A 23,575-nucleotide genomic window follows, 5' to 3' on the forward strand; every position below is an offset into this window, starting at 1 on the left:
TGACCCCGCCGTACCGTCAACCCCTCCTCGCCGGTGAGAACCGTGTAATCATGGACTAACTCGGCATTGCGATAATCTTGATAGAGATCTAAGCCGTAGATTCCGCGTAAGGCTTCGATGAGGCGATCGCCCGTCACCCCATTGCGATAGTCTAAAATCTCAATCCATTCACTGCGAATCCGGGTTTCTCCAATCCCAAAACCTCGCTCAGTGGGTAGGGTTTTGGAGGCGACGAAGGTTAACCGTTGTCCGGGAATGTCGCTACGACTGACTCGTAAACTCCCTCGCCGGCCATCCGGAAGCAGAGGATTGGTATAAATCCAATTGGCTACCTCCTCGATAGACTCTCCCGGAAGGGCCAAACTCGGCATTGGAACCAGCAACAACGCGGCGATCGCAGGGCTAACCAGTCTTACCACGCTTCTCATTATTCTCCGACGGCCTCTCTCCATTGGTCAATTCGTGCCAAAACACGCTCAGTTAACTGATAATCGCCGACATCAAACCATTCAATCTCAGGATAGGCGCGAAACCAGGTTCGCTGACGTTTGGCAAATTGGCGCGTATGTAACACCGTTTCGGCGATCGCCTCATCTAAAGATAACTCCCCCCGTAGATGGCGTTTCATCTCCCCATAGCCAAGAGTCTGTAATAAGGGTAAATCATCGCCGTAGCGATCGCATAAATCTTTAACCTCCTCAACCAACCCCATCGCAACCATCTGCTGGGTTCGTTGCTCAATCCGTTGCCCCAAATCCACTGGATCGGCGTGCAACCCTAGGTGTAAAATAGGATACTCTGGCGGGTTTTCCCCTTGCTGTTCGGACAGGGGACAACCGCTGACATAGTACACCTCCAACGCCCGTAAGGTGCGACTGGCATCGTTCGGATGAATCCGTTGACTGGCCCGTTTGTCAACCTGTTGTAACAGTTGGTAACACTGCCGTTGACCGAGATCCTGAAGTTGCGATCGCAACGGAGGATGAGGGGCAATCTGGGGCATCCGCAAACCGCGCGTAATGGACTTAATATAGAGTCCTGTCCCCCCCACCAGCAACGGAGGTGACTCAGGCGCCCTCTGATGCTGCTGGTGAATCAGATCCTGGGCCTGTCGTTGATACTGCCCCATGGTAAAGGTCTGGCGAGGCGTACAGCAATCAACGAAATAGTGGGGAACCTGCTGTCGCTGCCGAAGACTCGGCTTAGCCGTGCCGATGTCAAACTCCTGATACACTTGGCGGGAGTCCGCACTGAGAATCACCGAGCCGAACCGTTGCGCTACGGCGATCGCCAACTGCGATTTTCCCGTGGCTGTTGCTCCACAAATGACGATTACCCCGCTCACCAATTCTCTCCCCGCAAACTCAACAAATTTTAGTATATCCAACCCCCACCTTAATTTATCTCCAAATTGGTCTAAACGCGCCGTCAACCATTTTGTGTTAGAATTTTGGTGATTTTTGTCGTTAATCAAAAAATCTAAGGGGTTAACCCCCCTATCGTGTGGAGCAATTTGTCATGACTAGTAGCTACAGTGCCGATCAAATCCAAGTTCTAGAAGGGCTGGAGGCGGTTCGCAAGCGACCGGGGATGTACATCGGCTCCACCGGACCGCGAGGCTTACATCACCTCGTCTACGAAGTGGTCGACAACGCCATTGACGAAGCCCTGGCCGGCTACTGTACGCATATCGAAATTGATATCCTCGCCGATGGGTCCGTTAGCGTCACCGACAACGGACGGGGGATTCCCACCGATGTTCACTCGAAAACTGGACGTTCCGCCCTCGAAACGGTTATGACCGTGCTGCACGCCGGCGGTAAATTCGGCGGCGGAGGCTACAAAGTCTCCGGCGGACTCCACGGCGTTGGGGTGTCTGTGGTCAACGCCCTCTCGGAATGGGTCGAAGTCACCGTTTGGCGCGAGAAAAACGTCCATGTTCAACGCTACGAACGGGGCAAACCGGCATCGGAGTTGATGGTCAAACCCAGCCCCGACAAGCAACGCACCGGAACCTGCGTGCGCTTCTTGCCCGATCGCGATATCTTTGTCACCACCGGCATTGAGTTTGACTTCAACGCCATCGGCGCTCGCGTCCGGGAGTTGGCCTATCTCAACGCCGGAGTACGCATTACCTTCACCGACCATCGCCTCGACCGGTTGGGGACCGACGAACCCCGCGTTGAAACCTATTTCTATGAAGGTGGGATTCGCGAGTACATCCAATATATGAACCGCGACAAAGACCCCCTCCATGATGAAATCATCTACGTCGAAGGGGAACGAGATGGCGTCGTCGTCGAAGCCGCCCTGCAATGGTCTGTCGATGCGTACAGCGATTCTCTCCTCGGGTTTGCCAACAACATTCGTACCGTCGATGGTGGGACTCACCTCGAAGGCCTCAAATCCGTCCTGACGCGAACGATGAACGTCACAGCCCGCAAACGCAACAAACTCAAGGATAATCAGCCCAACTTGGGGGGGGAAAATATCCGCGAAGGCTTAACGGGGATTATTTCCGTCAAAGTGCCGGACCCTGAGTTTGAGGGACAAACGAAAACCAAGTTAGGTAATCCGGAAGTGCGGGGAATTGTCGATTCCCTAGTGGGAGAGGTGCTGACGGAATATCTGGAGTTTCGCCCCAATGTGGCCGATGCGATTCTCGAAAAAGCGATTCAGGCCTTTAACGCCGCTGAAGCCGCTCGCCGCGCCCGTGAGTTGGTGCGCCGCAAGTCGGTGTTGGAATCCTCGACGTTACCGGGGAAACTGGCCGATTGCAGTTCCAAGGACCCCTCGGAATCGGAGATTTTTATTGTTGAGGGGGACTCCGCTGGTGGGAGTGCTAAACAGGGACGCGATCGCCGTTTCCAAGCGATTTTGCCGCTTCGGGGAAAAATCCTCAACATCGAGAAGACTGACGATGCCAAGATTTATAAGAATAATGAGGTGCAATCCCTGATTGCGGCGTTGGGGTTAGGGATTAAGGGCGAAGATTTTGATTTATCTCAGCTACGCTATCACCGCATCATCCTGATGACGGACGCGGATGTGGATGGGGCGCATATTCGCACTCTGTTGCTGACCTTCTTCTATCGCTATCAGCGGGATATGGTGGAACAGGGCTTTGTCTATATCGCCTGTCCGCCGCTGTATAAGGTTGAACGCGGCCGCAGTCATCAGTATTGTTACAGCGATCGTGAACTGCAACGCTATCTCAATGAACTCCCCAGCAACGCCAATTACAACATCCAACGTTTTAAGGGGTTAGGGGAGATGATGCCGACTCAGCTTTGGGATACGACCATGAACCCGGAAAGTCGCCTGTTGAAACGGGTCGAAATTGAGGACGCGGTGGAAGCCGATCGCATTTTCACGGTCTTGATGGGAGACAAAGTCGCCCCACGCCGCGAGTTCATTGAAACCGAAGGCCCCAAACTCAATCTCAATGATTTAGATATTTAAGCGATCGAGCAATTGCAGAAAGAGGGCGTTCCCTTGGGGTCGCCCCTACCCTCTTGCCATCCCCTCTTGGGAGGGGTTAGGGGTGGGTTATGCCTCTTGCCTATTGCCCTCCCCCCAAAGAAAGCGCCCCGACTAGAGTTCTAGCCGGGGCGCGTGTTTTGATCTCATCGGGTCCAGAGAAGAGATAGGGGGAAACGACTATTCGCCGAGGGTGTTGCGTTGGTACACATCCAAGCTGTAAGCCGGGACGCGCTCACGATAGTCGGTTTTTTGTCCGGTGAAGGCTTCGGCGAAGCGATCGAATCCTTCTGAGTTCCAATTGCGTTCGTGGATGGGCTTGGTTTGTTCGCCTCGGAAGTAGGCTTGGGTTCCTAAGATGGCAACGGCTGCCCAGCCGGTGAATACTAATGCAATGATAAACAATGTCATATTGGTTTCTCCTATGTCGGTGTCTTACCGCGTTCTGTTAACCATTATAACGCTGTGTAAAACTTTGTAAAGTTTGCTTGACGCAAAAAAGGTAGTGATATCCGTAATCAACCCCTTAGCTGTGGCGGATTAGGAGGTTCGCCAGAATCCCTCAATTGTCCTAGGGGCTTGTTATTCACCCTAGACTTACTGGTAATATGTATATATGTATTTATGTAGCGCCATGACACCGATGACATCTAAACCATCTTCCTCCAACACTAGGGCTAGTGATTGTCCCCTCACGGAAATCTCCCCGGAAGCCCTCAACAACATTGCCGAATTTTTCAAAACCCTCTCTGAGGTGAGTCGCTTACAGATTGTCTGTAGCCTTAAACGGGGCGAAAAAAATGTCTCCGAGATCATTAAATCTACAGAACTCGGCCAGGCTAACGTGTCCAAGCATCTCAAGATTCTCTCTCAGGCGGGACTCGTCGAACGCCGACAACAAGGCGTTAACGTCTATTACCGCATCGCCAACCCGGTGGTGTTCTCTCTGTGTGACCTGGCTTGTGATGTGTTGGCGGTTCACCTTGAACAGCAAAGTCAATCCTTTGAATCGATGAAGCTTCTCAAAAATTCCTTCTGATGCAACGGATGTATGCTATCTTATAACCAGACAAGCAGATTGTCAGTCTAGCAATTTCCGAACTCCGTCAGCCCACCCCGATTCAGTCGTAACTGACAGATAAAGTAGGACTTTTGCAGTGAGTGTAACTCCTATGATTAGGGAGTTTTTCGGCTTTTTGTCGGTCACGTTTTACCGTCTACGACTGGCCGTGTTTCCTGTTGCTTTTTTCATTTTGCCTCTAAACCAACTATGCTATTTCGTCAACTCTTCGATCCAGACACCTCCACCTATACCTACCTCATCGCCGATGAGGAGACTCGCGAGGCGGTTCTCGTTGATCCAGTCCTCGAACAACTCGAACGAGATCTACAACTGCTTAAGGAACTTGATCTGACGTTACGTTATGGCTTAGAAACCCATGTTCACGCCGATCATATTACCGGGACGGGGAAATTGCGTGAACGGACAGGCTGTCAAGGTGTTCTACCTGAGAACGCTGAAGCTAGTTGTGCCGATCGCTTCATTAAGGATGGCGAACAGCTACCCCTCGGGCAAGTTAAGATTGAGGCGATCTCCAGTTTGGGTCATACCGACAGCCACATGGCCTATCTGGTCAATGGAACTCACCTTCTCACCGGCGATTCCCTCCTGATTCGCGGTTGTGGACGCACAGACTTCCAGAGTGGTGACGCCGGAACCCTCTATGATGTCATCACCCAGCGCTTTTTTACGCTTCCCGAGAGTACCCTCGTCTATCCCGGCCATGACTACCGAGGTCGCACCGTCTCCACCATTGGCGAGGAAAAACGCCATAACCCACGCTTTGTCGGCCGCGATCGCGCCGAGTTTATTGAACTGATGGCGAACCTCAATCTACCCAATCCCAAGAAAATTGCTGAGGCGGTTCCCGCCAACCAAAGCTGCGGCAACGTCTCTGCCTAACTCATGGATATCATTTGGATTCTCGGACATATCTTAGCCCTCGGGATTGGCATTAGTCTCGGACTCCTCGGCGGAGGCGGATCGATTCTGGCGGTTCCTATCCTCATGTACGTCATGGGGTTGCCGCCTAAAGAGGCGATCGCCGCGAGTTTATTCATCGTCGGCACTGTCAGCTTGCTGGGACTGATTCCCCACGCCAAAGCCGGCAATGTCAGCCTCAAACTGGCCCTCACCTTTGCTCCAGCTGCCATGGTGGGGGCTTACGCCGGGGCCAGACTGGCGGAACTCCCGGCTATCACCGAAACCATACAAGTGGTGGCCTTTGGTATCGTCATGCTTCTGGCCAGCATCTTGATGATTCGCAAGGGACAACGTAAGGCCCAGCCGGTTGAACCGACTCTCTCGCCGCCTAAATCTCCCTCCCTCGGCAAAATGTTGATCATTCCCCTCGAAGGACTCTTAGTGGGGATTATCACCGGCTTTGTGGGCGTGGGTGGCGGCTTTGCGATTATTCCAGCCCTGGTGTTGCTCGGGGGAACACCGATGAAGGAGGCCATCGGCACCTCGCTGCTGATTATTGCCTTTAAGTCCGCGACGGCCTTTTTGGGCTATATGGATCAAGTGTCCCTCGATTGGGGACTGATGATTTCCTTTACCCTGGCGGCCAGTGTGGGAACCTACGCCGGTGCTATCCTGAGTCATCGTCTTGATGCTTCTCACCTGCAAAAAGCCTTTGGTTACTTTGTTTTGGCCGTCTCAATTTTTGTCTTAATTCAACGATGAGAGATGACTCTCTGCGTCGGAGGGGTTCCCTAGTCGAGTTTAGGGCGAATTTCCTCGAGTAGACCCTCGCAGGCATCGAGGAGGAGATCAATCACGCGATCAAATCCTTCTGCACCGCCATAGTAGGGGTCGGGGACTTCCTTGATGCTGTGATGACGGCAAAAATCACACATCATCCGCACGCGATCGTCATAGATCCCTTGGCGATCGAGAGCCATAATCCCGGCATAGTTCTCACGATCCATCGCCAAAATTAGGTCAAACTGCTCAAAATCGGCGGGAATAAACTGGCGGGCCTGTCCCACTAACTGAATGCCTCGCTTCTTGGCGGCTGAGCGCATTCGGGCATCGGGAGGACTGCCAATGTGATAGCTAGAGGTTCCGGCTGAGTCGCAGACGATTTTATCCTCAAGCCCGGCCTCGGCCACGAGGTGGCGCATGATATTTTCCGCCGAGGGCGATCGGCAAATGTTGCCCAAACAGACAAAGAGTAAATGATATGCCATCGTAATTTGCGATCGGTTGCAGATCGGTTGCAATTGTGCCATCTCAGGCTGAACGGATGCTTGGGAGTCTCCCAGAAGATGGACCCCATCAAGCCTCCCAGGGCAACCTTGATGGGGTGAGAAGACCCAGGAAATCCTAGATCCTACATTCCGGGGAGATTGAGTCCGCCGGTGAGTTCTTCCATCTTCTCGCGCATGGTAGCGGTGGATTTACTGTAAGCATCCTGCATCGCTTCGGTGACGAGGGCCGATACGGCCGCGGCTCCTTTGCCGAGGGCCTCTTCTGAGACTTCGGCCCGGCGAGGTTCTTGGTTCCCACTGAGGACAACCGTAACGTTACCATCGCTAGACTGGCCGGCGATTTCTAGGAGATCGAGTTCTTCTTGAAGACGTTTTGCCCCTTCTTGAACCTCTTGGGCTTTTTGGAAGGCGGCGGCAAGTTCTTTCATCTTGCCTAGCCCAAATCCAAATCCTTGTCCTTGTTGTTTAGCCATCGTGCTTAAAACTCTCGCGTCAAATTAATTACAAGTACGACTCATTGTGCCATCGCAGCGCCTCGGTTACAAAAAATCGCTGATATCCTGGTCAAACTCGCCGAGGAGTTTGACTTCGAGTTGCAGTTGCACATCCCAAACCTGTCGCACGGTTTCTCGGACATGACGGATGACGGCGATCGCATCTTGAGTGGTTCCGTGGCCGCCATTGAGGATGAAATTAGCATGTTCATGGGCCACATGGACTCCTCCGACACGATACCCCTTCAACCCCGCTTGTTCAATTAGCCAGCCGGCGGCTTGGGGCTTAGGATTACGGAAGACACTGCCACAACTGGGGCGGTGATAGGGTTGGGTTCCATGTCGTTGTTTGAGATGTTTATCGGTCCGCTGTCGCACTAATCCTGAGTCCTCTCCAGGCTGCAATTGTAACGTTGCCTGTAAGACCAGGCGCGACGAGCCTTGCAGGCAAGAGGTGCGATAATTGTAGGCTAAGACGCCGCGAGGCAGGGTGACGATCTGACCGTCGGGTTCTAAGACCTCAATCTCTCGTAAATTGTCTGCCAAACAACTACGGTGAGCGCCAGCATTCATGACCACCGCCCCGCCGACCGTTCCAGGAATCCCCACGGCCCACTCGAAACCACTCACGCCGTGGTTGGCGAGTTGCCAGGCTAATTTGGGCAAGGGAAAGCCCGCTGAGACCGTTAATTCTCCTGAGACATCATCGAGATGTAACTCTCGTAGATAGCGGGTACTGACGACTAATCCGGAAATGCCGCGATCGCCAATCAGTAGGTTCGAGCCGCCTCCAAGGACGGTGACGGGGAAGCCTTCGGATCTGGCCCAATTCAAAGCTCCATAGAGGTCATCTAAATGACGCGGTGCTATGTACCACTCAGCCGGCCCTCCCACCCGTAATGTGGTCATTTTGGCCAGGGGGATCTGACGGTATACCGGACATTTCGCACCCAAAATATGAATCGGGCTGCGATCGGGCGAGTCCATTGATAGTGGGGGGCTTGAAGGAGAAAACATCATCATCGCTCAGAGATAGCTAGGAACGGGAAGATTGCACGGGATCCTGCTCACGTTCGACTTGGCGATGCCAGTCTAGTAAATCGGGAACGATCCCGTTGAGATCCCCTGCACCCAAAAATAACGCTAAGTCGCCAGGTTGGAGAAAATCACGGAGAAAGTTTTTTAAATCCGCTAGGGTGGGCTGAGCGTCAACTTGATTGTGGTGTTCGGCGATCGCCGAGGCCAGATGATCGCTACTGACACCGGCAATCGGGGCTTCTCCGGCACTGTAAACCGGGGCGATGATGACGCGATCGGCTTCACCAAAGACCGCCGCAAACTCGCGGATGAAGGTTTGGGTGCGACTGTAGCGGTGGGGCTGGAAAATAGCGACGAGACGTCGATTGGGGTGACCCGAGCCATCCACTTGCAGACGGGCCGCTGAGAGGGTTGCTGCAATTTCACTCGGATGGTGGGCGTAATCGTCGATGAAGCGAATTTGGTTGGCCATGCCGAGCAGCTCGAAGCGACGTCTAGCGCCTTGGAAGCTGGCTAGGGCTTGGGCGATCGCCTCAAACTCGAGTCCGAGCGATCGCGCCACGGCAATGGCCGCTAAGGCGTTACTGAGGTTATGTTTCCCTAACAGTCCTAGGTGCAATTGACCGAGGTGGGTTCCTCGCTCCCAAATCTGGGCTCGGGTTCCGTCGGCGGATAGGTCTAGCCCGTCGGCGCTATAGTCAGCCCCTAGGGTTCGGTCTAGGCTATAGGTGATGTCGGGTTTGAGGCGATCGCGGACGACCTCACAATCGATACAGCCAATGGTCGTTTGACAGCGTTGGGCGAAGGTGCGAAAAATTCCCGTTACTTCCTCTAGGCTTTGGTAGCGATCGGGATGATCCAGTTCAATGTTCGTGATCACGCCCACTTTGGATTCAAACTTCACCAAAGAACCATCGGATTCATCGGCTTCGGCTACCAAATAGGGGCTGCTTCCGAGGCGAGCATTTCCTGACCAGGCTTCGACTTCACCGCCGACGACAATGGTTGGATCCAGGCCGGCTTCGAGGAGTAGATAGCCGATTAAACTACTGGTGGTGGTTTTGCCGTGGGTTCCGGCGACCGCGATACTGTGGTGGGTTTGGATCAAAGCCGCGAGGACATCGGAGCGGTGGAAAATTGGACAGCCGAGGGCAACCGCCGCTTGATATTCGGCATTGTTGGGGTTAATCGCCGTTGAGCAAATCACCTGAGGCAGACGGTTATCGGCGATCGCAGCGGGTTGAGAGCGATGTGCATCCACAGGAGGAACCCGGGGAGACTCTCCGGCGACCTGAGTGCTAAAGACCTCCAAATTTTTGGCGTTCTGTTCCCAAAAAATATGAACACCCAGTTCTTGTAATCGTTGAGTAATGTGATTGGACTTGAGATCCGAACCGTAGACGGGAAGCTGGCGCTTCGCTAAAACATAGGCGAGAGCAGACATGCCAATTCCACCGATGCCGATGAAATGAAATGGCTTGCCGCTGAAATCAACAGAATCCGGCATTTTCGCTCCTAACACACCACACCGTACCGATAACACGCGACATCATATCAGGTATTGTTATTTTGCGATACGACTTTGAACAAATTGAACACCCTTGATCTGACCCAAATGGGCAAGAGATGTCCGAGGAAATTGAGAGTCCAGCTTCGGTACTTTGCAGGGGATGATCCTTAATCAAAGACGATCTCTGGGGTTGACGGCTATGATATCCCGTCCTGACTCAGAACCCAAACGGCTCCTCATCCCAGGGATGGGTTAGGGGAATGGGTCAGGCCCCGTCGAGCCGATGAAGCTGAACCCCAAGCTTAACCCTAGGCTTTCGGGTTGTCCAAACTAGCTTTCATGACCCGTACCGCTGAATCCGAGCAATTTGCCAGTCTTGTCCCATTCGCTTCGCTCCGTCACGGCCATGGTCTTAGACCGGCAGAGCCGTAATCGCCGTCTTGGCCCGCTCAGGTTGGCTCCGGTCGATTGTCAAGCGTAAAAATGATCGGGAAACGGACAGGCTTTGCGATATGATGAGAGGCGCTACCTAGACTTGCCAGAGGACTACCACCATGCCCTAAGAGCCAAGTGGTTGGAGAATGGTAAGGAGAGCAGATAGGATAGCAGACAAGCCCGATAGTCATGCTGTATTGGGCCGGTAGATGTAGGTCAGAGTCACCGAACTGCGTCACGAAAATTTCATAACGACTTGTTGACCCCAGGCACTCAGATGCAGTGTCATTCGGGAAATCAACTGGATTAAAAACTGCCTGTGGAGGCGATCAAACGAGAGATATCACCCGTCTGGTCACACAGCGGCCTGTTTAGGCTCCCGTTTGCACTCGTTCTCAACGACGCAGGACTCTCAGTCTGTCAAGATTGATGATCTGTCAGCGAGCATTATAGCTCGATTGTAACGTCAAGCCCGTTTATCGATTTGGTGGGCGATCGCTGTTAGGAGGAAACAAGGTGATTAGAGTAGCAATTAATGGTTTTGGACGTATTGGACGCAACTTTTTGCGTTGTTGGTTAACCCGTGAAAATAGCGGGTTAGAAATTGTGGGGGTCAACGACACCTCCGACCCGAAAACCAATGCACACTTGCTCAAGTATGACACCATGCTGGGTAAGTTAGATGCAGAGGTCAGTTCCGATAGTAACTCGATTCTTGTCAATGGCAAGACGATTAAATGCGTCAGCGATCGCAATCCCCTCAATCTCCCCTGGAAAGAGTGGGACATTGATTTAGTGGTCGAGTCTACTGGTGTATTTGTCACTGAAGAAACGGCATCCAAGCACTTACAAGCTGGCGCGAAAAAGGTTCTGATTACCGCTCCAGGCAAAGGTGGCAAGATTGGCACCTTTGTGATGGGAGTCAACCACGAAACCTATCAACACGAAGACTACAATGTGGTCAGCAACGCCAGTTGTACCACCAACTGTCTGGCTCCGGTTGTCAAAGTGCTCCATGAAAACTTTGGCATCATCAAAGGCACCATGACCACCACCCACAGCTACACCGGGGACCAACGGTTACTCGATGCGAGCCACCGGGATGTGCGTCGCGCCCGGGCGGCGGCCATGAACATCGTTCCCACCTCCACCGGTGCAGCCAAAGCGGTGGCGTTGGTGATTCCCGAAATGAAAGGAAAACTCAACGGAATCGCCCTGCGGGTTCCCACCCCGAACGTCTCGGTTGTTGACTTAGTGGCTCAGGTTGAGCGTAAAACCTTCACCGAACAGCTGAACGAAGTGCTACATGGTGCCGCCAATGGGTCCATGAAAGGGATTCTCGGCTACAGTGATGAGCCGTTAGTCTCTTCGGACTATAAAGGAACCAATGATTCGTCCGTGGTGGACTCCAGTCTGACCTTGGTGATGGATGGAGATCTCATCAAAGTCGTCGCTTGGTACGACAACGAATGGGGCTATAGCCAACGGGTTGTCGATTTGGCTGAACTCGTGTCCGAGAAGTGGGTCGCGTAGTCAGACTCACAGATTTAGGAACTTGGACGAGTCTTGCCGGTATAGACAGACAAAGTAGGACATAACTTGAAGCGAAAACATCGACGCTAAGCAAGTTTCCTGACTATCAACTGTCAAATATCAACTGTCACAAGACTCAGTCAGCTAACAGAGTAGCGACATAGAGAGGCGGCCCTAGGGTTCGCCTCTCTTAACGTAAGGGACAAAAGAACTTCAGGATGACGACGATGACTCTAATCCATCACCTGCCCAGCTTTGAGCCTATGGCTGAGTGGGGGGCAACCGGGCTACCCTTCCTTGCCCAAGTGTTAAGCCCCATCGAAGATCCTGTTGCGATTTTCCTGATTATTCTGGCCATTATGTTGGTAGCACCGCTTCTGTTTGAGCGGTTTAAAATGCCAGGTATTATTGGCCTGATTTTAGCCGGGGTTGTGGTGGGTCCCCATGGATTAGGAGTCCTCGAACTTGATAGCACAATCGACCTCTTAGGAACCGTTGGCCTCCTCTTCCTCATGTTTTTGGGAGGACTCGAAACCAGCTTAGAAGACTTGCGGCAAAACGCCAGAGGGGCCATCACCTTTGGCTTAGCCACCTTCCTATTACCCATGATCATCGGGACAGCCGCCATCCTGATGTTAGACTACTCGCTCCTGGCAGCGATTCTTGTGGCCTCAACCTTCGCCTCTCACACCTTGGTTGCCCTACCCGTTTTAAGCCGGCTAGGGATTATGAAATCTCGGGTCGTCACCTCAACCCTAGGCGCGACCTTAATCACCAATGTTTTAGCTCTATTAGTTTTAGCTGTCGTTGTCAAAGCTGAGGAAGGGGAACTGACCCTAGAATTTTGGCTATTCCTGATTCCCTCATTAATTATTTACACCTTTGCGACGCTCTGGGGCATTCCCAAATTGGGTCGCTGGTTCTTTGTTCAATTCGGCCATGACGATCGCGCCGAGTTTACCTTTGTGCTGGCTGCCCTGTTTGTGGTCTCCTATTTAGCCAACCTAATTCAGATTGAACCCATTGTCGGTGCATTTTTGGCTGGCGTCGCGATTACCCCCCTTGTGCCACAGTTGAGTCCACTGATGAACCGGATTCAGTTCATCGGCAACACCCTATTTGTGCCATTTTTCCTGATTTCCGTGGGGATGTTAGTTGATCCGATGATTTTTATCCAAGAACCCGAGGCCTTGCTGGTGGCCGGGGTCATGGTTGGGGCGGAAGTGGTGAGTAAATTGGCGGCGGCTTGGGGGAGTGGTTGGTTTCTGAAATGGTCAGGTCCCGGTCGGATGGTGGGTTTTGGCCTATCCATTGCCCAAGCGGCATCGACTCTAGCGGCGGCAACGGTTGCACTCGATATTGGCCTAGTTGACGACGTGACCATCAATGGCGTCATCCTGATGATTCTCGTCACCTCGATCGCCTCGCCCTGGATTACCGCCCGCTGGGGAGCGCAGTTAGACAGTCCTCAGCTAGACTCCTCGGACACCCAAGACTCGGCTGCGGGACACAATCATTGGGGCGCCAGAATTTTAGTGCCGGTCGCGAACCCCAATACAGAAGATCGCCTGTTACAACTGGCGATTATTTTGGCAAAGCGAGGACAGGGAACCCTATTACCGCTGCATGTCTTATCCGATCGCGGCGGGCCAGTTTCAGCCGCTGCCCAAGCCGGGCAAAAACGGCTGTTGAGTACCGCTGAAATGATTGCTCATGGGGCCGTAGTGGCAGTTGAACCCATTGGCCGGGTTGATGATTCGATTGACTGGGGAATTCTGCGGGTCGCGCAAGAGCGCAATGCGAGTCTCGTCATCTGTGGCTGGAAAGGCTATTCTACCTATCGGGAAAATTTCTTTGGTGGTGTTATTGACAACGTCGTGCGTCAATCCTCGGTTCCGGTGCTCGTCTCGCGCTTTCCTAAACCCCTGGAAAACATACAGCGGGTGAGATTGGCCGTTACCGATGCTCAGGCGGTTTCGAGTCTCTTCAAACCGACGCTGACGTTGGCGCGATCCGTTGCCGATGAGTTAAAAAGTGATTTGGGAGTCTTGCAGGTCATTCCCAGCCGGGCTGAGTCTCCCCGCATCGATTTATCTGACTTGCAGCCAGAGGTGGATGTTGAGGTCAACCGAGGCGGATTAGTGATTCAGGTGATTACGGTGTTAGAACCCAATGATTTGTTGGTGTTGATTGCCGGTAAAAATCGCGCTGGCGGCTCGGCGTTGGGCCGCACGGCCGAAACGATCGCCCGCAGCCAACCCAACGCCTCGATGCTGATTCTCCATTTCCCCGATCCGCTCTAAGACACCTATAAAAACCGCCGTAAATCAAAGCCATCGGGATCAGGTTTATCGGGGTTGGCTTCAAAGGTCAGTAGTAACAAGAGGTGTTCCGTATAGTCGATCGCCCCTCGTAATTCCCCTTGCAAGATTTCTAACCCGCCATTGGCATATTCCTCGAAAATGGCTACCCGTTGGGCCTCCGCCTCAGTATTGCTAGGGGAGAGAATCCTCGCATCTTCCGTCGAGACGATCGCCAACAATTGAATCAAGCGATCATAGCCTCGGGAAATAAAAATATCGAGGGCGACTGGGGTCGGTTCCCGGCTGACAGCCGTTCCAATGGGCGATCGCCGCTGACGCTTCGCCCCCAGGGCCGCCGCAAAGGCCAAAATATCAGCATAGGTGGGGAAGGGAGCCGTGGTCATCTCTCCCTGACGCAGCAGCGATCGCACCAAATCCGCTTTATCTTTCGCAACACGCACCCGATGTAACATCGCCATTGACTCTAATTTTTCTTAAGGTTCGTCTTAACCGGGAGGAATCTGATATAAACCAATCATCCGTTCGATGACCAACTTACTCACAGGAGCGGCCACCTGTCCCCCAGAACCACCAACGGGTTCATCGACCGCCACAAATACTAAATAACGAGGATTCTCTAAGGGGAAAATGGCCACAAAACTGGCCACCACCGCCGAACTCGAATAGCCACTCCCATCTTCTAAACTTTTCTGGGCCGTACCCGTTTTTCCCCCAATGCGATACCCCGGAATTTTAGCCCGTTGACCGGTTCCCGTCTCCACCGCATCCTCCATCATGGTCACCACCGCTTGAACCGTGTCCTCGGAAAAAATGCGAACCCGTTGCGGACGCTTGGGTTCTTGCTGTATCTGGCCGGCGGTGTCCGTCAGTCCCCGTACTACATGGGGCGTCACCAAATAGCCGCCATTGGCTAAACTGCCATAGAGGCGAACTAACTGAATTGGAGTAATGGCAAAACCCTGACCAAAGGAGGTGGTTGCAGCCTCAACAGGGGAACCGAGGAACTCCTGACGGGTTTTCAGATAGCCTGGGGTTTCAAAGGGTAAATCAATATGAGTCGGCTCACCCAACTCCACCCGTTGCAACCAATCATAATAATCCCGGGCCGCCATACGCTCAATGATGCGAACCATGCCCACATTGCTCGAATCTCGCAAAATGTCGGTTAGGGTCAGTTCTCCTCGTCCCCCAGCATAGGCATAGTCGTAGTTGGAGATGGGCCAGCCATCGACAATGATTTGTCCGGGATCATGAAAGGTGTCGTTGGGATCGATCGCACCGGATTCGAGGGCGATAGCGACGTTAATCGGTTTGAAGGTTGAGCCAGGCTCATATAGGTCGCTCAGGGGCCAGTTACGGAAGCGATCGACCGAAGCATCGTAATACTCATTGGGATTATAGGAGGGCAGAGACACTAAAGAGAGTAATGAGCCATCCCAAGCATCCATGACAATGACCGTTCCTTGTTTGGCTTGAGACTCTTCCATGGCCTGGGCTAACACGGCTTCGGCGGTCTTTTGTAAGCGGTGATCGAGGGTCAGTTGCAGACGCTGGTTCTGAAAACGGGCAAAGGCCGGGGCCGCGCGATCGATAATTCCAGTCTCGGCGCGGTCTTCTCCAACCCAAACCACCTCGGGTTGCAAGAGATCGGCTTGAGCAAGTTCGAGTCCCGCCTGTCCCTGGCCATCAAAATCCACATAGCCGACGACGGCGGCCGCCATCTCGTCCTGGGGATAGAAGCGTCGGGAATAGGGGATGAGTTCTAGGCCATCAAATCTCAGGCGATGAATGCGATTAGCAATCGGTTCGGGGAGCCAGTTGGCGAGGGGAATCCCGGTGGCTGAGGTGTTGAACTGTTGCTGAAGTTTGGCCGGAGAGCGGTTTAAGAGGACCCCCAATTCTGCTGCAATCTCGGCGGGGGGCTGGGTAAACAGTTGCGGGTGAGCGTAGAGGCGAAAGGTTGGCTGATCGATGGCCAGGGGAATCCCTGTCGCATCGATGATCGTCCGGCGCGGGATTAGGCTACGGGGTGGAGGTTGCTGCTGAGCGGCTGCTTGCTCTTGAAACCGTTGTCCGTCGAGAATTTGTAGGGCGAAGAGATTTAGGGTCAGTCCTAAGCCGGCGGCAACTAACACCGCCCAGACCACCAACAGACGTAGCCGGGAGGGGATGGCTACGACCGCTTGCAATTCTTCACTGGCTCGACTGGACACCTGTTCGAGAAGGGTCAGATATCTCGCGATTTGCAGGCGCCAGGATTGGGAACGGGAGCGAGATTGGGGGAAACGGGAACGAGGCGATCGCATCCTTGAGCCTCGGGAGGGGGGAGAGTGCCTCATGGGTCGTTTTTGGGGGGAAACAGGTCTACCTCGCGGTTGACGCATCAATGTTTAAGCCTTTGAGTCGCAAATGGGTCGGTTTTGATTTTAGTATCCGAGGGGAAATTCTGTCGGAGTTCCTTCTCGGGGGGGATTGCGGGCGTTGTGGGAGGGTTGGCGGCGATCGCGGGGGGGAGCTGGCTCGACGTACAGGAGTTGTTCGGAGACTGAGGCCAGACTCGTCTCAGGATTAGCGTCTTCGAGGGCGATCACGTTTTGCCGCAAGGCTTCGGTGGTAATCACCAGTTGTCGTTCTTGGCGACGCAGTTGTTCGAGTTCACGGGTGGCTTCATGCCATTGTTGTTGGGAATAGACGGTTCCGCCATAGACGGCCAGGGTGCCACTGGTGAGGAGGACGCTAAGGGCCGTGAGGCTACGGCGCAGCCACGGCAGTTGAGACCCGAGAGGGTTGGCAGAGGGGGAGCGTTGAGGGGGCTGCTGGCGATCGCGCAGGGGAATGATAGTGGCGGGATCACGGTGGGCGGGATCACGGTGGCGTTGGGAATGCGGTAATGGAGCAGACTGACGACGTAAGGCTCGACGACGTTCGAGTGACACGACTCGGTTCGTGTCGGTCGTTGAACGAACGGGTCTCACAGACGCAGAATGACGCGCGTAAGTCATAAACACCACCAATACGAGAGTAATACGAGAGCAATACGAGAGAGCTACAGAGGTTGCTGCCCCAAACTGCCCTAGACATCTTAGGGCAATCTAGCTAGGATCGAACCGTCGCCAGGTCTAAGTCTTCGTCCACATCATCCTAACACCGTCAGTTTGTGTTATAAGACGTCTGTCAGGTCTACCGATCGGCACATTTTTTAGAAGATTAGCGATCCTTTAGGTTAAGTTTGAGTTAAATTACAATATCACTGCTCCACTCGGTCTCAACCCTGGGTTGGTGCTGTTGAGATTATTGACATTTGACATAAGAGGTACAAATTCATGCGAACGAAACTCCTAAGTTTAACGGCGATCCTGGGACTCTCTCTCTTCCTGGGAGCTTGCGCTGAGGATACGGCTCCGACCGATACGGCACCTGAGGGGGATCCTATGGAACAAGAAGCTCCCATGGAAGGGCAACCTGGGGGAATGCCTGGAGAGGAACCTGAGGGAATGCCTGGAGGAGAACCTGAGGGAATGCCTGGAGGAGAACCTGAGGGAATGCCTGAAGGAATGCCTGAAGGACAAGAACCCATGGAAAGCCCTATGGAACCTGAGACTCCCGACGATGAGTAGTCCGATTTCTGGCAATTGCTGCACAAGACCGATGCAAAAATTGCTGGGGTTAATCGGGCGGCTACCCTGTTAGGCTGTTTACGGGAGCGCGTCTTTGGGGTCTATCCCCAGGGCGGCTCCTTGTCGCTTCTTTCAATGCTCTCGATCCTTGCCGATGCGTCTTCTTCAGTTCAGCACCTCTCACTATTGCCGCAAAGCTCGTTTGGCACTGGGGTATAAACAGCTCTCCTATGAGGTGGAAAATTTGACGCCTGGGGTGCATCGCTTCAAACTTAAGCCCCTGGTGGGGTTAACGACGGTTCCTGTCTTGTTACCGGAGCAGTCCGACGGGCCGGCGGCGGTGGGAGACTCGACGGACATTTTGAAGTTTTTAGACCACAACTATCCTGAGAAGCCGTTGACTTGGGGCGATCGCGATCGCGATCGCCGCGCCTGGCTCTTGGAAGATTGGCTCGATGAGAGTATTGGTACGGCGACACGGTTTATCTACTACGATTTCCGAGCTAAAGAGGGGAAATCGGTCAATCCCTCTTGGTTTGCGCAAACCTTAGTCCAGGTGGTGCGGGTTCAGTATGAGATTAGTCCGGCTGGGGTCAAACTGGCCCGCGATCGCCTAAACTTGGCCCTAAACGAATTAGAGCAACTCTGGAGGGATCACCCCTATCTGGTGGGCGATCGCCTCAGTGTGGCCGATATCGCAGCGGCGGGCCTCCTGAGTCCCCTCGCCTTGATTCCTCACTATCGACAGAACTATCCTTGGCTGTTTGAGCGGATTGAGGAGATACATCAACACTGTCACGAACCCCTCCCCCCAGGATTAAGCGCATGATGGAACGCAACCGCTTAACCGGCTTGGTGTTGGCCATCCCGTTGATGCTGATGAGTTTCTGCGAGGGAGCGATGGCCCTTCCCCCAGCCGAGGATATCCCCGAAGAAGTGTTACGCAACGAGATTTTACTTGAGGCGCGATCGCCCCTCGATGGCGAACCCCTCACCCCCGCCGAATACGCCACTCTACAAGCCGAACTGCAAGAGCCAACCCATCCCCCCCAACTCGGTTCAGACATTCGCTACAACATTTTTTTGCTGCAACTGTTACGGATGTTCCGAACCTTAACCCCCCTTTAAGCGCCCCCGCTGAAGTTGAGATTTGCTGACTTTTGCCCCCTCTCTCAGACAGAGAGGGGTTTTTGCTGTATCTTCGACGGTAAAGATTTATCGCTGAATCATCCCGTTTCCGCCAAAATCTTCAGGAAACCCCTCGCCGAGAACCGGCTCGAGATCGGCTTCTGAGGCCAGCAGACAACAAAAATGTCAAACTAAGGCTGAGTCATCGACCTGGGTGCGATCGCCCCGGAACCTCTATAACAAAACAGAAAACCGCCTAAACACCCATCCATTCTCTTAAAACTCATGTCGAAAACCATTTCCACCGAACAGATTGACTACATCGTCCACAACAGCCACCAAGACCCCTTCTCCGTCCTCGGCGCTCACACCATCGAACGAGACGGTAAATCCATTTGGGTGGTCCGGGCCTATCTCCCTGACGTCGAAGCCGCCTGGGTAGAACTCTCCGAAGAGCGGAAATCCTACCCCATGGAGTCGGTTCATCATCCTTACTTCTTTGAATGCGAACTCGATCGCCCCGTTGACAAACAAGACAACGCCGATCCCTTCCCCATCAACTACCAACTCCGTCTCAAACAAGGCGATCACGAGCGCGTCATCTACGATCCCTACGCCTTCCGGTCCCCGAAACTGACCGACTTCGACATTCACCTATTTAGCGAAGGGAACCACCACCGCATCTACGAAAAACTCGGCGCTCATCCCCTCACCAGTAATGGCGTTGAGGGGGTATACTTCGCCGTTTGGGCGCCCAACGCTCGCAACGTCTCAGTCCTGGGTAACTTCAACAGTTGGGATGGCCGCAAACATCAAATGGCCAAACGGGGTAACGGGGTTTGGGAACTGTTCATCCCCGATGTTCAGGTGGGCGATCCCTACAAATACGAAATCAAAAACTACGACGGACATATCTACGAAAAATCCGACCCCTACGGCTTCCAACAAGAAATCCGCCCCAAAACCGCCTCCATCGTCACCGATCTCGACGGCTACCAATGGTCAGATACGGAATGGATGGAAAGCCGGCGTAATACCGACCCTATGACCTCCCCCGTTTCCATTTACGAGGTTCACCTCGGGTCATGGCTGAACGCCTCCTACGATGAGCCAGGAACCGACTATCTGGGCAATCCTCTGCCCCCTGTTGCGGTGGCAGACCTCAAACCCGGCGCACGCTTCCTCACCTACCGAGAACTGGCCGATCGCCTGGTTCCCTACGTTAAAGACCTCAACTTCACCCATATCGAACTTCTCCCCGTCGCTGAACATCCCTTTGACGGGTCTTGGGGATATCAAGTCACCGGCTACTACGCCGCCACCTCCCGCTACGGTAGCCCCGAAGATTTGATGTATTTCATCGACCAATGTCACCAAAACGGTATTGGCGTGGTTGTCGATTGGGTTCCGGGCCATTTCCCCAAAGATGGTCATGGTTTAGCCTTCTTCGACGGAACCCACCTCTACGAACATGCAGACCCCCGCAAAGGTGAACATAAAGGCTGGGGAACTCTAGTGTTCAACTATGGCCGTAACGAAGTGCGGAACTTCCTGGTGGCCAACGCCATTTTCTGGTTTGATAAATTCCACATTGATGGCATTCGCGTTGATGCGGTGGCCTCAATGCTGTATCTGAACTACGATCGCGAAGATGGAGAGTGGGTGGCCAACCAATACGGCGGTTGCGAAAACATCGAGGCGGCGGACTTTATCCGCCAAGTGAATCATGTGTTGTTTAGCTACTATCCGGGGATTCTCTCGATCGCCGAAGAATCCACCGCTTGGCCGATGGTGTCTTGGCCCACCTATGTAGGGGGTCTCGGCTTCAACCTGAAATGGAATATGGGTTGGATGCACGATATGCTGGACTACTTCGCTATGGACCCCTGGTTCCGCCAGTTCCATCAAAACAACATTACCTTCAGCATTTGGTATCACTACAGCGAAAACTACGTCCTGGCCCTGTCTCACGATGAGATTGTTCATGGCAAGAGTAATATGCTGGGCAAAGTCCCTGGCGATGAATGGCAGAAGTTTGCCAATTTGCGCTGTTTGTACGCCTATATGTTCGCCCATCCGGGCAAGAAAACTCTGTTTATGAGCATGGAGTTTGGCCAATGGAGTGAGTGGAATGTCTGGGATGACCTCGATTGGGATTTGTTGGAATATCCCCCTCATCAGAATCTCAAAGGCTTTGTCAGTGCGTTGAACCAGATTTATCGCAAGGAACCGGCACTCCATAGCCAGGATTTCGAGGAACCGGGCTTTGACTGGATTGATTGCAATGATAGCAGCCATAGTGTGGTGTCCTTCCTGCGGCGCGACAAGTTCTCTGATGATGTGATTGTCGTGGTCTGTAACTTTACCCCTCAACCCCATAGTCACTATCGGGTTGGGGTTCCTGAGGGCGGTTTCTATACGGAAATCTTTAACAGCGATGCGGCGGACTTTGGCGGCAGCAATATGGGCAACCTGGGTGGCAAATGGACGGATCAATGGTCGTTCCATAATTATCCTCAGTCCCTGGATTTATGTCTGCCGCCTCTGTCGGTGTTGATGTTTAAACTCGATCGCAATAAGTCCACGGTTACCACCTCTGCTGATACGGTATCGGTGAATACCAGTAGGTAGACCGACCGGCGATCGCAACCCACAGAGACAACCCACAGAGACAATGGGGGTCCATCGACTCCCGCTTCGGGTTCGATGCGGTCGAGTTCTCCCCTCAAGCTGCGATAGGCTAGAGGGGATATGAATTGATCAACGTCATTTAGGAGCGTACCCTTGAAGAACGCACAGCCAAGTCCCCAGAACTTACAATCGATTATTATTGGGGCCATTCTGGCGGCGATCGCCATTATTGGCTTTAGTTCCTTCGTCGTCATCTCTCCCGGCCAAGCGGGAGTGATCAGTATCCTCGGGAAAGCCAGAGATGGGGCTTTACTCGAGGGGATTCACTTTAAACCCCCCCTCGTCTCTGTGGTGGATATCTATGATGTCACGGTTCAGAAGTTTGAGGTTCCCGCCCAAAGTTCGACTAAGGACCTTCAGGATTTGACGGGACGCTTTGCGATTAACTTCCGTCTCGATCCAACTCGGGTGGTGGAAATTCGCCGCACCCAGGGGACGTTACAGAACATCGTCAGCAAAGTGATTGCCCCGCAAACCCAAGAATCGTTCAAAGTCGCCGCCGCCCGGCGTACGGCTGAGGAAAGTATCACGAAACGGACGGAGTTAAAATATGATTTTGACATCGCCCTACAAAGCCGTTTGGAAAAATATGGGGTGATTGTCCTTGATACCAGTGTCGTCGACTTGAACTTCTCACGGGAGTTCGCCAAAGCGGTTGAGGAGAAACAAATCGCTGAACAGCGCGCTCGCCGAGCGGTTTATGTCGCTCAGGAAGCTGAACAGGAAGCCCAAGCAGAAATTAACCGCGCTCGCGGTAAAGCTGAAGCCCAAAAACTCCTCGCTGAAACCCTTAAATCCCAGGGTGGACGTTTGGTTCTCCAAAAAGAAGCCATCCAAGCTTGGCGCGAGGGAGGCGCACAAATGCCGAAAGTATTAGTGCTTGGCGATGACTCGCCTGCGGTTCCTTTCTTGTTCAACCTGCGAGACATTGAACCCGAAGCCTTAGCGAGTCCCTAACGACCTCGGTTCAAGGTAGGTTAATTGGGTTTTTAGTTGCCCAGAATACCAGAGGGTAGGGGCGAAAAAATCGCCCCTACGACAAGGGTTTTGATTTACGTTATTTTTTAGAAATAGTCAATTGATTTACCCAAAATTAGGGTATTTGGTTGATGATTATGTTTTGTTTTTTTCGGGTTGATCATTATGTTTGAATTAAGCAGCTTTGAGTGGATTCGCCTGCATCCTTGGCTGTTTGCCATTATCTTAAATACAATTTTGTGGCTGTTCGCCGCCCTGCTCCCTAAAAAACTGCTGACCCCCGCTGGTTATGTTCATGCTTGGATTTTGGGGGTTTTAGTTTGGGGCTGTCTCGGGTGGCAAGGCTATACCATTGTTATGTTTTATTTCTTATTTGGTTCAACGGTGACGCGGATTGGTAAAGCGCAAAAGGAAGCGGCGGGAATTGCCGAGAAACGAGATGGAGCCAGGGGGCCGGAGAATGTTTGGGGATCGGCGTTAACGGGGACTTTGTGTGCGATCGCCCTAGCGGGATATGCCCAACTACAAGGGGTTCCCACTCATCCTCTGCCCGCCGTTCCTCCTTTGCTGATTATCTTGCTACAACTCGGCTATGTCGCCAGCTTCGCCACGAAACTCGCGGATACCACCGCTAGCGAGGTGGGGAAAGCCTACGGGAAACGGACGTTTTTGATTACCAGCTTGCAGCCTGTACCGGCGGGAACCGAGGGGGCTGTGAGTTTGGAGGGAACCCTCGCGGGACTGGTGGGAGCGGTGGCGATCGCCCTGCTAGGCTACGGATTAGAGATGATTGACAGCATCGGGATGCTCTGGTGCATCCTCGCCGCCTTCATTGCGACGAACATTGAAAGTCTAATTGGGGCCACCCTCCAGGAGCAATTAGATTGGATGACGAATGAAGTGGTGAATTTCATCAATACGGCGATCGGTGCGATTCTGGCGATTCTCTTCGGCTGGGGTTGGGCCTGGCTGTTGATTATGAATGGGTAGGTAATAGGGGAGAACCCACCCCTAACCCCTCCCTGGAGGGGAGAACCCACCCCTAACCCCTCCCTGGAGGGGAGAACCCACCCC

At 53.2% G+C, this 23,575-nt stretch carries 21 protein-coding genes and 1 pseudogene; 12 read left to right on the forward strand and 10 right to left on the reverse strand.

Annotated elements, in window-relative coordinates; translation table 11 throughout:
* Positions 1–419, reverse strand: a pseudogene (locus tag R6U67_RS01670) (hypothetical protein); the annotation flags it as partial.
* 8 nt (positions 420–427) lie between these two features.
* Positions 428–1,345 (reverse strand): tRNA (adenosine(37)-N6)-dimethylallyltransferase MiaA, encoded by a 918-nt coding sequence (miaA, locus tag R6U67_RS01675; protein WP_410250931.1) that lies wholly within the window; start codon positions 1,343–1,345, stop codon positions 428–430.
* Between the two features lie 173 nt (positions 1,346–1,518).
* Here miaA and gyrB point away from each other — a divergent pair, with 173 nt between their 5' ends.
* The gene (gene gyrB, locus R6U67_RS01680) at positions 1,519–3,462 is read left to right on the forward strand and encodes a DNA topoisomerase (ATP-hydrolyzing) subunit B (protein WP_410250932.1); all 1,944 of its coding nucleotides are present in this window, start codon (positions 1,519–1,521) and stop codon (positions 3,460–3,462) included.
* Positions 3,463–3,660: 198 nt separating this feature from the next.
* Here gyrB and R6U67_RS01685 read toward each other — a convergent pair whose 3' ends face one another.
* A complete protein-coding gene (locus R6U67_RS01685; RefSeq protein WP_410250933.1) occupies positions 3,661–3,891 on the reverse strand; it encodes a photosystem II protein, Psb35-related in 231 nt (76 codons plus the stop codon).
* A gap of 232 nt (positions 3,892–4,123) precedes the next feature.
* Between R6U67_RS01685 and R6U67_RS01690 the strand changes: the two genes are divergently transcribed.
* The 3 genes from R6U67_RS01690 (at position 4,124) to R6U67_RS01700 (ending at position 6,226) form a co-directional block, all read left to right on the forward strand.
* Entirely contained in the window at positions 4,124–4,519 is a 396-nt protein-coding gene (locus tag R6U67_RS01690) for an ArsR/SmtB family transcription factor (RefSeq protein ID WP_410250934.1), read from the forward strand.
* A gap of 231 nt (positions 4,520–4,750) precedes the next feature.
* Entirely contained in the window at positions 4,751–5,443 is a 693-nt protein-coding gene (locus R6U67_RS01695; protein WP_410250935.1) for an MBL fold metallo-hydrolase, read from the forward strand.
* Between the two features lie 3 nt (positions 5,444–5,446).
* Positions 5,447–6,226 carry a sulfite exporter TauE/SafE family protein gene (locus R6U67_RS01700; RefSeq protein WP_410250936.1) on the forward strand — a complete coding sequence of 260 codons (780 nt, stop codon included), beginning with the start codon at positions 5,447–5,449 and terminating at the stop codon, positions 6,224–6,226.
* 29 nt (positions 6,227–6,255) lie between these two features.
* On the opposite strand, the gene R6U67_RS01705 is transcribed toward R6U67_RS01700, so the two are convergent.
* The 4 genes from R6U67_RS01705 to murC all read right to left on the reverse strand — a co-directional run bounded on the left by R6U67_RS01705 (position 6,256) and on the right by murC (position 9,792).
* Positions 6,256–6,732: a low molecular weight protein-tyrosine-phosphatase gene (locus tag R6U67_RS01705; protein ID WP_410250937.1), complete on the reverse strand. Its 477-nt coding sequence runs from the start codon at positions 6,730–6,732 to the stop codon at positions 6,256–6,258.
* A 143-nt stretch (positions 6,733–6,875) separates the two neighbouring features.
* Positions 6,876–7,226 (reverse strand): YbaB/EbfC family nucleoid-associated protein, encoded by a 351-nt coding sequence (locus R6U67_RS01710; RefSeq protein ID WP_087711557.1) that lies wholly within the window; start codon positions 7,224–7,226, stop codon positions 6,876–6,878.
* A gap of 66 nt (positions 7,227–7,292) precedes the next feature.
* Entirely contained in the window at positions 7,293–8,234 is a 942-nt protein-coding gene (gene murB, locus R6U67_RS01715; protein WP_410250938.1) for a UDP-N-acetylmuramate dehydrogenase, read from the reverse strand.
* Positions 8,235–8,283: 49 nt separating this feature from the next.
* Positions 8,284–9,792: a UDP-N-acetylmuramate--L-alanine ligase gene (gene murC / locus R6U67_RS01720; protein WP_410250939.1), complete on the reverse strand. Its 1,509-nt coding sequence runs from the start codon at positions 9,790–9,792 to the stop codon at positions 8,284–8,286.
* A 954-nt stretch (positions 9,793–10,746) separates the two neighbouring features.
* On the opposite strand from murC, the gene R6U67_RS01725 reads away from it, so the two are divergent.
* On the forward strand, positions 10,747–11,763 hold the full coding sequence (locus R6U67_RS01725; RefSeq protein WP_410250940.1) for a type I glyceraldehyde-3-phosphate dehydrogenase: 1,017 nt from the start codon (positions 10,747–10,749) through the stop codon (positions 11,761–11,763).
* A gap of 227 nt (positions 11,764–11,990) precedes the next feature.
* Positions 11,991–14,066, forward strand: coding sequence for a cation:proton antiporter (locus R6U67_RS01730; protein WP_410250941.1), 2,076 nt, complete (start codon positions 11,991–11,993; stop codon positions 14,064–14,066).
* A 5-nt stretch (positions 14,067–14,071) separates the two neighbouring features.
* Here R6U67_RS01730 and R6U67_RS01735 read toward each other — a convergent pair whose 3' ends face one another.
* The 3 genes from R6U67_RS01735 to R6U67_RS01745 all read right to left on the reverse strand — a co-directional run bounded on the left by R6U67_RS01735 (position 14,072) and on the right by R6U67_RS01745 (position 17,023).
* The gene (locus R6U67_RS01735; protein WP_410250942.1) at positions 14,072–14,545 is read right to left on the reverse strand and encodes a DNA phosphorothioation-associated protein 4; all 474 of its coding nucleotides are present in this window, start codon (positions 14,543–14,545) and stop codon (positions 14,072–14,074) included.
* 27 nt (positions 14,546–14,572) lie between these two features.
* Entirely contained in the window at positions 14,573–16,426 is a 1,854-nt protein-coding gene (locus R6U67_RS01740) for a peptidoglycan D,D-transpeptidase FtsI family protein (protein ID WP_410250943.1), read from the reverse strand.
* 87 nt (positions 16,427–16,513) lie between these two features.
* Entirely contained in the window at positions 16,514–17,023 is a 510-nt protein-coding gene (locus R6U67_RS01745; RefSeq protein WP_410250944.1) for a hypothetical protein, read from the reverse strand.
* 387 nt (positions 17,024–17,410) lie between these two features.
* Here R6U67_RS01745 and R6U67_RS01750 point away from each other — a divergent pair, with 387 nt between their 5' ends.
* From R6U67_RS01750 to R6U67_RS01775, 6 genes are all read left to right on the forward strand, one after another.
* On the forward strand, positions 17,411–17,704 hold the full coding sequence (locus R6U67_RS01750) for a hypothetical protein (RefSeq protein WP_410250945.1): 294 nt from the start codon (positions 17,411–17,413) through the stop codon (positions 17,702–17,704).
* Positions 17,705–17,858: 154 nt separating this feature from the next.
* Positions 17,859–18,533, forward strand: a complete 675-nt coding sequence (locus R6U67_RS01755; RefSeq protein WP_410250946.1) for a glutathione S-transferase family protein — start codon at positions 17,859–17,861, stop codon at positions 18,531–18,533.
* Entirely contained in the window at positions 18,530–18,832 is a 303-nt protein-coding gene (locus tag R6U67_RS01760; RefSeq protein WP_410250947.1) for a hypothetical protein, read from the forward strand. The genes R6U67_RS01755 and R6U67_RS01760 overlap by 4 nt, the downstream gene beginning before the upstream one ends.
* A 285-nt stretch (positions 18,833–19,117) precedes the next feature.
* Positions 19,118–21,463 (forward strand): 1,4-alpha-glucan branching enzyme, encoded by a 2,346-nt coding sequence (glgB, locus tag R6U67_RS01765; protein WP_410250948.1) that lies wholly within the window; start codon positions 19,118–19,120, stop codon positions 21,461–21,463.
* A 153-nt stretch (positions 21,464–21,616) separates the two neighbouring features.
* The gene (locus tag R6U67_RS01770; protein ID WP_410250949.1) at positions 21,617–22,480 is read left to right on the forward strand and encodes a prohibitin family protein; all 864 of its coding nucleotides are present in this window, start codon (positions 21,617–21,619) and stop codon (positions 22,478–22,480) included.
* 186 nt (positions 22,481–22,666) lie between these two features.
* On the forward strand, positions 22,667–23,491 hold the full coding sequence (locus R6U67_RS01775; RefSeq protein WP_410250950.1) for a TIGR00297 family protein: 825 nt from the start codon (positions 22,667–22,669) through the stop codon (positions 23,489–23,491).
* Positions 23,492–23,575: the final 84 nt, after the last annotated feature.

The sequence above is a fragment of the Sodalinema sp. genome, from assembly GCF_046483825.1.
Classification (GTDB): Bacteria; Cyanobacteriota; Cyanobacteriia; order Cyanobacteriales; family Geitlerinemataceae; genus Sodalinema.

What these genes read in the sequence shown, in the direction of transcription:
- gyrB (WP_410250932.1), top strand. Translation starts at nt 1,519, where the DNA reads ATGACTAGTAGCTACAGTGCCGATCAAATCCAAGTTCTAGAAGGGCTG.
- R6U67_RS01740 (WP_410250943.1), bottom strand. Translation starts at nt 16,426, where the DNA reads ATGAGGCACTCTCCCCCCTCCCGAGGCTCAAGGATGCGATCGCCTCGT.
- R6U67_RS01700 (WP_410250936.1), top strand. Translation starts at nt 5,447, where the DNA reads ATGGATATCATTTGGATTCTCGGACATATCTTAGCCCTCGGGATTGGC.
- murB (WP_410250938.1), bottom strand. Translation starts at nt 8,234, where the DNA reads ATGGACTCGCCCGATCGCAGCCCGATTCATATTTTGGGTGCGAAATGT.
- murC (WP_410250939.1), bottom strand. Translation starts at nt 9,792, where the DNA reads ATGCCGGATTCTGTTGATTTCAGCGGCAAGCCATTTCATTTCATCGGC.
- R6U67_RS01690 (WP_410250934.1), top strand. Translation starts at nt 4,124, where the DNA reads ATGACATCTAAACCATCTTCCTCCAACACTAGGGCTAGTGATTGTCCC.
- glgB (WP_410250948.1), top strand. Translation starts at nt 19,118, where the DNA reads ATGTCGAAAACCATTTCCACCGAACAGATTGACTACATCGTCCACAAC.
- R6U67_RS01705 (WP_410250937.1), bottom strand. Translation starts at nt 6,732, where the DNA reads ATGGCATATCATTTACTCTTTGTCTGTTTGGGCAACATTTGCCGATCG.
- R6U67_RS01735 (WP_410250942.1), bottom strand. Translation starts at nt 14,545, where the DNA reads ATGGCGATGTTACATCGGGTGCGTGTTGCGAAAGATAAAGCGGATTTG.
- R6U67_RS01775 (WP_410250950.1), top strand. Translation starts at nt 22,667, where the DNA reads ATGTTTGAATTAAGCAGCTTTGAGTGGATTCGCCTGCATCCTTGGCTG.
- R6U67_RS01710 (WP_087711557.1), bottom strand. Translation starts at nt 7,226, where the DNA reads ATGGCTAAACAACAAGGACAAGGATTTGGATTTGGGCTAGGCAAGATG.
- R6U67_RS01755 (WP_410250946.1), top strand. Translation starts at nt 17,859, where the DNA reads ATGCGTCTTCTTCAGTTCAGCACCTCTCACTATTGCCGCAAAGCTCGT.
- R6U67_RS01750 (WP_410250945.1), top strand. Translation starts at nt 17,411, where the DNA reads ATGCGAACGAAACTCCTAAGTTTAACGGCGATCCTGGGACTCTCTCTC.
- R6U67_RS01685 (WP_410250933.1), bottom strand. Translation starts at nt 3,891, where the DNA reads ATGACATTGTTTATCATTGCATTAGTATTCACCGGCTGGGCAGCCGTT.
- R6U67_RS01695 (WP_410250935.1), top strand. Translation starts at nt 4,751, where the DNA reads ATGCTATTTCGTCAACTCTTCGATCCAGACACCTCCACCTATACCTAC.
- R6U67_RS01760 (WP_410250947.1), top strand. Translation starts at nt 18,530, where the DNA reads ATGATGGAACGCAACCGCTTAACCGGCTTGGTGTTGGCCATCCCGTTG.
- R6U67_RS01730 (WP_410250941.1), top strand. Translation starts at nt 11,991, where the DNA reads ATGACTCTAATCCATCACCTGCCCAGCTTTGAGCCTATGGCTGAGTGG.